The following is an 11,395-nucleotide window of genomic DNA, read 5'->3' as shown; positions in this document are numbered from 1 at the left end:
CCTGTAATATCAGTTCTTACTTTTGTGCTTGTATTTTTTATCCCAACGGTAACGAAAGGCAAAGGCTCTTGCGTTTCCATGTCTTTTATTATCCCTTCTATAGTATTTTGTGACCACAACGTAGAGCCATAAAAAATGCTGAGAAGAATGAGTAGAGTTTTCTTCATAATGTTTGTTTTTCTTCAGTGGTAAATCCACTAAAATCATAAGTAATCGTTTTTTTCTTTAGTACGTGTTTAGTAACAAAACCTTATCGGTGGACCGCGATAGCCCTCACCTTGAAGATAAAACTCATACTCAGTTTCAATATCTCGGGTAACATTATCGAACTGACGTTCAATAAGTTTTAAGAAAAACTGACCATAGCATGTAAGTAAGGAAAGATTTTTAATATTTCTAAAAAACAGTCTTGTTTCAGATGGCGTGTTAAGTTCAAAAAACTCATGTTGGAGAAAACAATATTTTTGATTCTCAATTTCTGTATAAAGAGATTCTAGCAAATTAGAAGATTGCCATTGGACATGATGAAAATTGAATTGCTGAAAACCAGATTTCGTGAGTCCTAAAAAGGCAATTCCTCCTGTATTTGTTTTAGCACTTACAAAATCATTAGAATCTAACAGACCGGCTACCTCTTGAATTAAATTAGTATTGATTTCTGGAACGTCATTACCTAAGCAAATAACGCGCTCATATCCTTTTGTAAAAAGTTCTGTAAACCCCTGCTTGAATTTTTGTACAAAGCTGCCCTGTTTACAATTACCGCTGAAAAAAACTGGGAATTCCGTATGTTTTACTTCAAACCTAATTTTTTGATTCAATAGACGGACCAAAGCTTTACTCTTAGAATAGTCATGCAAAAAGAACTGCTTTTTCTGCAATTCCTCTGACTCTGAGCGAGTAAAGATGAGTACGGCTGTTGATTTGTTTGGGCTCACAGATTTGTTTTTAAGAATTTACGCTGTTTACATGACTTTGGATTTTTTCAACTACTTTTTTCTAAAGTAAAAAATAGAATCTTGAAATAAAACTTAACTTTTAGAAGTATGCATACAAATGAACAATGTGTAGGAAAGAATGTTTCGAACATATTGTATTTTTAAGGTGCATTTGAAACATCATGATTAAAACCTATAAACACATAGAAGACGAAAGAGAAGACATCTACTTTAAAATTGTAAGAATGTCTGAACTTGCCGATCGCAACAATGGTCAAAAAGAGGAAGCTCACCGCCATGATTATTATACGGTATTAGTTGTGAACAAAGCTCAGGGCACCCACAAAATTGACTTTGTAGATTATACTTTAGCGGAGAACCAAATTTACTGTGTGAGTCCCGGACAAGTTCATCAGGTGATAGAAGAAGAGCAGTCAGAAGGATTTGTACTACTGTTTTCGAATGATTTTTTGGTTAGAAATAACATCCCCTTTCGCTTTATAGAAGATTTGAATTTGTTTCGAAATTTTGGAGAAACACCGCCAGTTACCCTCGATACACTCAACATGATGCGTGTGAACAGTTTGTGTGAGTTATTGATTGATTACCAAAACAGATCCATGAAGTTCCATTCTGAGGCGCAAAGTTCTTTTTTAAAACTAATACTTATAGAGTGCAATAACGCATGTGAGTTTCCAGCTTACCAACACACTCAAGGCGTAGAGGTAGGTAACAGTTTATTAAAAAACTTTAAAAATTTGGTGAACCAACATTACAAAGAAATACATACCGTAAATACCTATGCAGACAAGATGAATATAACGGCAGACCACCTCAACAGAACGATCAAACATCTAACGGGTAAAACTGCCAAAGATCATCTGGATGCAAGAATTACCTTGGCCGCCAAGAGGCTTTTGTATTTTTCTACAATGAGTTTAAAGGAAATTGCCTTTGAGATTGGTTTTAACGAACCTGCACATTTTAGTAGTTATTTCAAAAAGATTTCCGGTCAAAGTCCTTCTAGTTATAGAAAATCCATGCAAAAAAAATAAAGAGGTTTGCCTCCCTGAGGGCTATGTAAAACTAAGAACTTCTAACTCTAATTGAGGGAAGCAAACCTAAACTTTTATTTCCATCCACCACCTAAAGATCTGTAGACCTCAATAAGTGATAAATACTTCTCTAGTTGCACATCTATTTGAGAAAGTTGTGCATTTAAAAATTGTTGTTCTGCCGTAAGTACTACGGTATAATTCACTTTGCCGTATGCGAGCAATTCTTCATTCATACGAACTGCTTTTTCTAAGGCATTAACTTGTTTACTTGCATGGGTGATTTTCTCTGTGGCCATCTCAAAATTGAAAAGGGCATCAGATACTTCTCTACCCGCATTTAAGAAGGCATATTTGTAATTGTACACTGCAATTTTCTGGGCTGCAAGTTGCTTCTCTAGATTCGCTCGATTTAGGCGTTGATTGAAAAGTGGTTGCACCAAACCTCCCGCCAGATTAGCGAAAAAGGAAGTTGGATCGAACAATTCTGCAGGGTTGTTGCTTACAAAACCTCCTCTACCTGTTAGGGTAACCGAAGGGTAAAATTGTGCCCTAGCTACATGTATTTGTTCGTAAGCACTGCGTAACTGCCATTCCGCTTGCATCACATCGGGTCTATTACCGAGTAACAAGGCAGAAACACCTTGTGTAAAGTTATAGTTCAATGATTGTCCGCTCAACGCACCTCTTTCTATCTTACCTGGCGTTCGCATTAACAATACACTCAGGGCATTTTCTGTAGATCGAATAGCCTGCTTAAGTTGTGGAATTATAAGTTGAGCAGCTGCCAAGTTAGCTTCAGCCTGTTGAACATCTGCCTCTGTAACCATCGATGCCTCTTTTAAAGCCTTCAAGGTCTCTAAATAAGCTGCGCGCTTTTCTACTGTAGTTTCAGACAATTCCAACTGCGCATCATACGCCAATAATTGATAATAACTACCACTCACATCTGCAATCAGTCTTGTTTTAACTGCATTTAAAAAATGTTGATTTGCAAATAAATCGGCCAAGGCAGAACGTTTTGCAGCCCTGTATTTCCCCCAAATGTCTATCTCCCAACTTGCACTCAAATAAACTGAGTATTGCTGCTGAGCAAAACCTGTGGCTGGGGAAATTGTATTCGCCAACTTTGATTGCGTAGCTGTACTATTAAGTGTTGCACTTGGCAATTGAGCACCTTTACGTTGCATCAACATGGCTTCGGCGCTCTTAATGTTTTGAATGGCGATGTTCACATTCACATTGCTGTCCAAAGCCTCTTGAATCAATGCATTCAATTGTGCATCTTTATAAAGCTCATCCCACTGCACATCCGCAAATGAACTTGAGTCTGTTGCGTTATTTTCACGTATTGCCTCTAATTCTTTGTAATTAGGCATGTCGTAATCCTTACTCAGGTTACATGCCTGTAAAAATGCAGCAATTGCTATGAATCCTATTAATTTATTGATTTTCATTATGCTTCAATTTCTTTAGGCGTTCCTGTAATTTTCTCTTGTAAATACTGGAACATGACAAATAATATTGGAATAACTAACACCCCTAACAAAGTTCCTAATAACATCCCTCCAATGGCACCTGTTGCAATAGATTTATTCCCTATAGCTCCTGCACCTGTTGATAATATTAAGGGAACCAAACCAAAGATGAAGGCAAAAGAGGTCATGATAATCGGACGTAAACGTGCCTTAGCACCTGTAATTGCCGACTCAACTAAACCAACTCCACTTCTCCTACGCTGGAGCGCAAATTCCACAATCAGTATGGCATTTTTAGCCAACAGTCCAATCAACATAATCAAAGATATTTGCAAATAGATATTATTATTTACTCCTAAGAAGTACGCTAGAATGAAACTTCCTGCTAACCCTACTGGTAAGGATAATATTACCGCCAAAGGCAAGATGTAACTTTCGTACTGAGCCGATAATAAGAAGTAGACAAAGATTACACACAACATAAAGATGTATACAGATTGTCCACCTGAACTCAACTCCTCACGCGTAGCGCCTGAATAATCATAACTGTACCCTGGAGGAAGCTTCTTTGCTTCTTCTGATATTGCTTGAATAGCATCTCCAGATGAGTAACCTTCGTTGGGTGCACCTTGAATATTAACAGCGGTATACAAGTTGAATCTTTTAATAGCTTCTGGTCCATACACTTTATCCAAAGAAATGAACTCCTTTATTGGGGCCATTTCTCCCTTTTTGTTACGGACATAGATTTGATCCAGCGTTTCTATATTCTTTCTATAATCTACATCAGATTGAACCATGATACGGTATTGCTTACCAAAACGGTTAAAATTAGAAGCATATACTCCACCGTAATACCCTTGCATGGCACTCATGATGTCTTTTACCGTTAAGCCCGACTCCATTGCCTTTGGAACATTAACAGACAATAAAAACTGTGGGTAAGATGTTTTAAAAGAGGTGGTTGCATATTGAATTTCTTCACGTGCATTCAAGTTTCCAATGAATTCTTGTGTAACAGCACTTAACTCATCAATAGACTTACCTGTTCTATCTTGTAACTCAACGGTAAATCCTGAACTAAATCCAAAACCTCTAATCGTTGGTGCAGGGAAAAAGATAACCTGAGCATCTGTAACCCCTCCTACTTTGGCCCATAACTCACCTAAAATTTCATCTAAATCTCTATCTCTTTCACCCCAAGGATCTAACTTGATAATTACCATTCCGTATGCACTTCCTTGACCATTGATAATGGAATTACCTGCCATTTTCAAGGTGTTTTTAACGCCTACGACATCCTGTACTATACTATCTACCTTGGTCGCAATTTCCTCACTCCTCTCCAGAGAAGATGAAGGAGGTAAAGTAATATCACAGAAGATTGTACCCGTATCTTCTTTGGGAACGAAACCTGTTGGAGTTGTTTTCACTAACCCAACCAAAATCACCGTAAAGGTCAAGATAATACCGATTGGTATCCATTTGTTCTTCGTAAAGAAGCGCAATGCTTTACCATATCTATTGGTCAAGTTATCAAAAGAAGCATTGAAGGCCGTGTAGAAACGACTCAATAACTTTTTCTTCTTTCCTTCCTCATTATGTGACTTTAGGAAAATAGCACACAATGCTGGACTCAAGGTTAGGGCGTTTACCGCAGAAATAATTATGGCAATTGCCAGGGTGATACCAAATTGCTTATAGAACACTCCTGCCGAACCAGAAATGAAAGTCACCGGTACGAAAACCGCCGCCATCACTAAGGTAATCGAAATAATCGCCCCTGAAATCTCATCCATTGCATTGAGCGTAGCCTCTTTCGCCCCCTGGTGCGTCTCTTCCATTTTAGCGTGCACGGCCTCCACCACAACGATGGCATCATCCACAACAATACCAATAGCCAAAACCAAAGCAAATAGCGTAAGTAAATTCAAACTAAAACCAAAAAGGTTTAGGAAAAAGAAAGTACCAATGATGGCTACCGGAACGGCAATTGCTGGTATTAGGGTAGATCTAAAATCTTGTAAGAAAAGGAAAACAACAATAAATACTAAAACGAAGGCTTCTAATAAGGTTGAGATTACCTTAGAAATTGATTCATCTAAGAAATCGTTCGCATTTACCAACTCTGCATATTTTATTCCCTCCGGAAAATAAGCTGAAGCTTCATCCAATACCTCCAAACAATTATCGATCACCTCTTGTGCGTTTGAGCCGGCTGTTTGGGCCACTGCAATACCTGCTGCCAAGTGTCCATTGAAACGGAAAGTTCTAGTATAATTCTGAGAACCTAACTCAACGCGGGCTACATCTTTTAACAGCAAGATTTGACCCTTATCGTCATATTTTAAAACGATATCATCAAACTGTTTTTCCGTCTTGAGTTTCCCCGTATAGCGAATGACATATTGAAAAGATTGATCTCCATTCTGACCAAATTGCCCAGGAGCCGCTTCAACATTCTGTTCAGACAGGGCTTTAAATACATCGTCGGGTACCAGACCATAAGCTTTCATTTTGTCCGGCTTCAACCAAATTCTCATGGAGTAATTTTGCTCACCAAAAGCTCGGGCACTACCTACTCCGTTCACCCTTTTAATAGCGGGTATTAAATTGATTTCTGCATAGTTTTGAACAAAAACTTCGTCAAAATCTTCACTTTCACTATACAATGCAAAAATCAATATATTATCACTTTGCTGCTTACTGGTCGTTACTCCAGATTGGGTAACTTCTTGTGGCAATAAACTGGTAGCTCTCGATACGCGGTTTTGCACGTTTACCGCTGCCAAATCTGGATCTGTACCTTGTTCAAAGTAAATTTTTATGGTTGCCGTACCATTATTGGTGGCAGAGGAAGTCATGTAGGTCATGTTCTCCACCCCATTGATTTGCTCTTCTAAAGGAACCACTACTGAATTCAATACTACATCTGCACTGGCACCCGGATAGCTTGCTGTTACTTGAACAGTAGGCGGAGCAATTTCTGGATATTGAGAAACGGGTAAATCCATTAAGCCCAATATTCCTAGAATTACGATCAATATTGATATCACCGTAGATAATACGGGTCTTTGTATAAACTTTTGAAACATCTTTAATCTGCTTTTTCTGGATTAATTTCCATTCCGGCTTTTAAACCGTTAATACCACTCACAACAATTTCATCTCCTTCTTTCAGTCCTTCTTCTACTACGAATTGCTGACCATCATCTGTAGGCGTTACTTTTATTAATTGGGTTTGCACTTTATTGTCATTTTGAACCACATAAACAAATCGCTTGTTTTGCACCTCGAAGGTTGCAGCTTGCGGAATTAATATGACATTCTCTCTAAGCTCCTCAATATTAATGGTACCACTACCACCACTTTTCAGCAATAAATCAGGATTTGGGAAAGTAGCACGCATGACTATCGACCCCGTGGATTTATCAATAATTCCACTTACAGCGTCTAAGGTGCCGGTATTAGGGTAAGCCTTTCCATTCGCTAATATTAACTCTACATGTTTTGAACTATCAACTTTGAAATCACTAGAATAGTCGAGATAAGCTTTTTCATTGACAGAAAAATAAGCTCTAACCTCAGAATTATTGGCCAAAATGGTAATTGGATGGGTACTTGTTGGACTCACCAAACTCCCTTTTCTGTAGGCTATTGTTCCAATAACACCATCACTTGGTGCGGTAATTCTACTATAGTCTATATTGGTTTGCATGTTTTTAACATTGGCTTGAGCTTCCACCAAAGCCGCTTCGGCTGAAGCCACGGAGTATTCAGCTTGCGTCAACTCAAACTCTCCTACAACTCCTTTCTCTACCAAAGGTTTTAAACGAAGCACCTCATTATTTGCAGATTGAACAGCAGCCTCTGCCACCTTAACCTTCGCCTTTGCTGAAAGAACCTGTTGTTCAAAATTGTCGGCATTAACTTTAAAAAGAAGTTGTCCTTTTTTAACGCGCTGCCCTTCATCTACGTAAATATCTTCAAGGTATCCTTGAATTCTAGGTCTTATCTCAACAATTTCCTTCCCTTCAATACTCACTGGATAGCTTTGATGTAATCTTGTATGTTGTAAAGTCAGACTTTGCACGGGAACAGCTATTGGTCCTCCCCCGCCTTTCTCTTGCGCTTTTTCTCCACAAGCACTCATCAAAAAAGCCAGAGCTCCGGCAATAGTTAGAATACGAATCATATTTCTTAGTTTATTGAGCAAAATTTTTATGCAAAATTACATTGAGTGACCAGGTTTTATTTTATACTTTAGCTTCAATTATTTATACTATTTGAACATTTAATAAAAGTATCATTTAGTTGACATTCTTTCATTCGCAACTAAAAACAGATGTTTTAGAACCATTTGAAAATTTCATCTCAAAAGTTATAATTTATACAATTCAGAACCTTATGCTCCATAACTTAGTAGAACTAAAGGATATCAATGCATGTTATGCACAACGTACTCAGCATTATGATAGACATGACTGTTCCGAAATTTTATGGATCAATTCTATGGATGAAGGAAGTGCAATTCGCGTAGATAGCGATGAGTTTCGAGAACTTAATTATCAGTTTCTGTTGATAGGAAAAAATCAATATGTTGAGCTCAACGGAACAGCCAAGGGCTTATCACTTTGTTTCAAGAATGAGTTTTTTAGAATGGGTGAATTTAGTACGCTGAGAGCTTTATTTTCTCCTTTCGTTAATATCCCCATTCAAGCTCAAGAGGAGGACATTGAAATGCTCGACTCCTTTCTTAGGCTTTTTCAATTAGAAATATCAGGTTCAAACTACCAGCCCATCCTGGTTTCTTTATTGGTGGGTTTGTTAAATAAAATATACCTGCTTAGACCTATAGAAGAAGCGAGGTATAAACGTTCGAGACGCTTAGAAAAGCTCATTGATCTGGTAGAAGAAAACTATACGAAAAATAGACAGACTACTTTTTACGCTAAAGAATTAGGAATCACTCCTAAAAGATTAAATGAAATCCTTAAAGAACGTATAGGTGTAACGCTCAATCAGTTTATAGCAAATATCATCATATTAGAGGCTAAAAGAAGATTGGTCCTAGTAGACAAAAACGTCCATGATATCTCCTTTGAATTAGGCTTTAAAGAACAAGCGTATTTTAGTCGTTTTTTTAAAAAGCATACGGGCCAATCTCCCTCTGAATACATACGTTCCACCTATCGCTTAAGCAGTCCTTAATTTGTATTATTAGTCGATTACAATTACTTTCGCAACAAATTAACGACGCATGAAAACAGTACTACTTTGGGCAGGGATTTCTGGACTTTTTTTAAGTTCAGCAAGTACTTCTTACTTCAACTTACCCAAAGTTGAATTGACCAAAGTAAATTCTAACTTCCTTATCAAGTATATGGAAAATAGATTACAGGTTTTTCATGATAGTATACCAGCCTATCAATTGGGTGTAAAAGTAGATGGCAAAATAATCAACCCATATGGGGGTAGTTTTACACACAAACCAAAACTTGAAGACTCTGTTCTTTTTGTGGTTGAACATAAGAACACCGGGAAAATACTTTTTAAACGAAAATTCTTGTGCATTTATAAAAGTGGTATTGCTAATTTCACGAATGCCTCAGAATTTCAGAACGATGCAAGTTTCAATTTCATTCTTAACAGAGATGCACAACGTTTCTTAACACGTGGTGTTGCTAATCACTTTGAGCTGCACGCGGATAATGTTATTCCAAAGAACCTGAGTTTTGAAACCGAAAACTTGGAAGTTACTTGGATGAATGACTCCATTCTTTCTATAACAGCACTTAAAGAAGGTAAAGCAACATTGACCATTACACATGATGGTGAATTCGTAACTAAAAAGGAGTTTCCTGTAAAGGCAAAATAAGTCTACTCCTACTCCAGCATTGCACATTTCCCACCTTTTTTTCACTCCAAATCTTACAGATATCGGATTTTTATAAGTTTATGTCGCTTTTAAATAGTTACCCGGGTAAATACTATTTGTAAATTTGTCCCAACAAAGGGAAACAATGAAAAGAGATAAGTTTTTAAAAGGAGTTTTTGGTATAGGATTATTAGGTGCTGTACAAGGGTCTTCTAAAAGTTTGGCGAAAGACAGTTCTGAGGCTGAAACTTCCTTAAAAATTGAAGGCTTTAACCACATCCCTGCAAAGGAGGAAAAAAAAATGAATACAATTTTGCACAAAGCGGAAACAAGAGGCTTGGCCAATCATGGATGGTTATTATCTAGGCACACCTTTAGTTTTGCCAATTACTATAATCCTGAACGCATGAATTTCGGAGTTCTTCGCGTACTCAATGACGATTTAATTGCTAAAGGAACTGGTTTTCCCAAACACCCGCACGACAATATGGAAATTGTTTCTATTCCCTTAAAAGGAAATTTGGAACACCAGGATAGCATGGGAAACACAGCCATCATTAAGGAAGGTGATATCCAAGTGATGAGTGCAGGTACAGGCGTAATGCACAGTGAATACAATCAAAGTAAAGATGAGGAATGCTCTTTCTTACAAATTTGGGTAATTCCTAACAAGCGCAACGTTGAACCAAGGTATGATCAAGTAAACATATCAGATTTGATTGAGGAAAATACTTTCAGTCAAATACTCTCCCCTTCTCCGGAAGATCAAGGAGTTTGGATACATCAAAATGCGTGGTTTCACATTGGAAGTTTTGAAGAAAATAAGACCTCTACCTACACCCTAAAAGATAAGACGAATGGAGTTTACCTCTTTTTACTGGAAGGTGAAATTCTTATAAACGATGATATCACACTGAGTAAAAGAGATGGACTTGGAATAAAAGATATAGAAGAATTTAAAATAAAAACGAATAAACAAAGTAAGGTACTGGTAATGGAAGTGCCCGAATTAAATTAAAAAACAAAGACAAGATGGAAACAATGACTAAAACAGTTTGGGCTGTTGACCCAACGCACACAGACGTAATTTTTAAAGTGAAACACATGATGATTTCAACAGTTACGGGACATTTTTCTTCGTTCACTGGTTCAGTAAGCGCCAATGAAGAAAACTTCTCTGACATGGAATTAACAGCGGAAATAGACATCAATTCTATTCACACAAAAAACGAAGATCGTGATGCTCACTTGAAATCTGCCGACTTTTTTGACGCAGAACAATACCCAAAAATGACCTTTACTTCTAAATCATTCGATGGAGAAAAATTAGTAGGTGATTTAACGATAAAAGATGTTACCAAAGAAATTACTTTGAACATTGAGCACAATGGTACAGCTGTAGATCCATACGGTCAGACGAAAGCAGGTTTCGAAATTACAGGAGCGATTAACAGAAAAGAATTCGGACTTTCTTGGAATGCAGTAACAGAAGCTGGGAATGTAGTTGTATCCGACAAAATAAAATTACAAATTGAAGCACAATTTGTTAAACAAGCATAATATAAGACTTGTTAATTCATTAAAAAGAGAGTTTATTAAACTCTCTTTTTTTGTTTTACGACGTTCGTCTGAAAATTTTGTCGATTCAACAGATTTCTTGGGTATCTTATTTTTTTTACTCTATATTTAACAATTCAACCTTATCAACAGCTAAACTATGATTACATCAAGTATTTGTTTTTAGCTTTATGAGATTAACAACTTTTTTCTTACTTCTTACGCTATTGATTTCCTGTACGAATCAAAACATTGAACATATTCATGTTGGATTCATTGGCCCTCAAACCGTTAGAGCTACCAATCTAGGGATAGCACCAGGGAAGGCTATGGAACTTGCCATTAAGCAGTACAACAATTCAAGAAATGAAGATGAACCCGAAATAATCCTCCATTTAGGGGATGATCAATGGGACGAAAGCAGATCAGTACCGTTATACAATAAACTGAGAACAAACTACGATGTAGATGCTATTTTCATCAGTAATT

Annotated in this window: 10 protein-coding genes; 6 read left to right on the top strand and 4 right to left on the bottom strand. The window is 37.2% G+C overall.

From position 1 onward, the window contains the following. Positions 1–236: 236 nt before the first annotated feature. Positions 237–881 carry a DUF2064 domain-containing protein gene (locus tag AC22ZQ_RS08100; protein ID WP_318958277.1) on the bottom strand — a complete coding sequence of 215 codons (645 nt, stop codon included), beginning with the start codon at positions 879–881 and terminating at the stop codon, positions 237–239. Positions 882–1,120: 239 nt separating this feature from the next. On the opposite strand from AC22ZQ_RS08100, the gene AC22ZQ_RS08095 reads away from it, so the two are divergent. Continuing rightward, positions 1,121–1,993: an AraC family transcriptional regulator gene (locus AC22ZQ_RS08095; protein ID WP_318958276.1), complete on the top strand. Its 873-nt coding sequence runs from the start codon at positions 1,121–1,123 to the stop codon at positions 1,991–1,993. A 74-nt stretch (positions 1,994–2,067) separates the two neighbouring features. Here AC22ZQ_RS08095 and AC22ZQ_RS08090 read toward each other — a convergent pair whose 3' ends face one another. Genes AC22ZQ_RS08090 through AC22ZQ_RS08080 form a run of 3 tightly spaced genes read right to left on the bottom strand, consistent with a single transcriptional unit; the run spans position 2,068 to position 7,666 of the window. Then, positions 2,068–3,450, bottom strand: coding sequence for an efflux transporter outer membrane subunit (locus AC22ZQ_RS08090; RefSeq protein ID WP_318958275.1), 1,383 nt, complete (start codon positions 3,448–3,450; stop codon positions 2,068–2,070). Further along, positions 3,450–6,566 (bottom strand): efflux RND transporter permease subunit, encoded by a 3,117-nt coding sequence (locus AC22ZQ_RS08085; protein WP_318958274.1) that lies wholly within the window; start codon positions 6,564–6,566, stop codon positions 3,450–3,452. Before AC22ZQ_RS08085 ends, AC22ZQ_RS08090 begins: the two co-directional genes overlap by 1 nt. Before the next feature lie 2 nt (positions 6,567–6,568). Next, entirely contained in the window at positions 6,569–7,666 is a 1,098-nt protein-coding gene (locus AC22ZQ_RS08080; RefSeq protein WP_318958273.1) for an efflux RND transporter periplasmic adaptor subunit, read from the bottom strand. Between the two features lie 212 nt (positions 7,667–7,878). On the opposite strand from AC22ZQ_RS08080, the gene AC22ZQ_RS08075 reads away from it, so the two are divergent. The 5 genes from AC22ZQ_RS08075 to AC22ZQ_RS08055 all read left to right on the top strand — a co-directional run. After that, positions 7,879–8,682, top strand: a complete 804-nt coding sequence (locus tag AC22ZQ_RS08075; protein ID WP_318958272.1) for a helix-turn-helix domain-containing protein — start codon at positions 7,879–7,881, stop codon at positions 8,680–8,682. Between the two features lie 49 nt (positions 8,683–8,731). Next, positions 8,732–9,349, top strand: a complete 618-nt coding sequence (locus AC22ZQ_RS08070) for a hypothetical protein (RefSeq protein ID WP_318958271.1) — start codon at positions 8,732–8,734, stop codon at positions 9,347–9,349. 301 nt (positions 9,350–9,650) lie between these two features. Continuing rightward, on the top strand, positions 9,651–10,367 hold the full coding sequence (locus tag AC22ZQ_RS08065) for a pirin family protein (protein WP_318958278.1): 717 nt from the start codon (positions 9,651–9,653) through the stop codon (positions 10,365–10,367). A gap of 14 nt (positions 10,368–10,381) precedes the next feature. Further along, complete coding sequence (locus AC22ZQ_RS08060; protein WP_318958270.1) at positions 10,382–10,909, top strand: YceI family protein; 528 nt, start codon at positions 10,382–10,384, stop codon at positions 10,907–10,909. Positions 10,910–11,097: 188 nt separating this feature from the next. Then, positions 11,098–11,395 (top strand): type 1 periplasmic-binding domain-containing protein (locus tag AC22ZQ_RS08055; RefSeq protein ID WP_318958269.1); only part of this gene is annotated, 298 nt, incomplete at its 3' end.

The sequence above is a fragment of the Lishizhenia sp. genome (assembly GCF_057456495.1).
The sequence above is the reverse complement of the archived record's forward strand: the minus strand, read 5'-3'. Positions and strand labels throughout refer to the sequence as shown.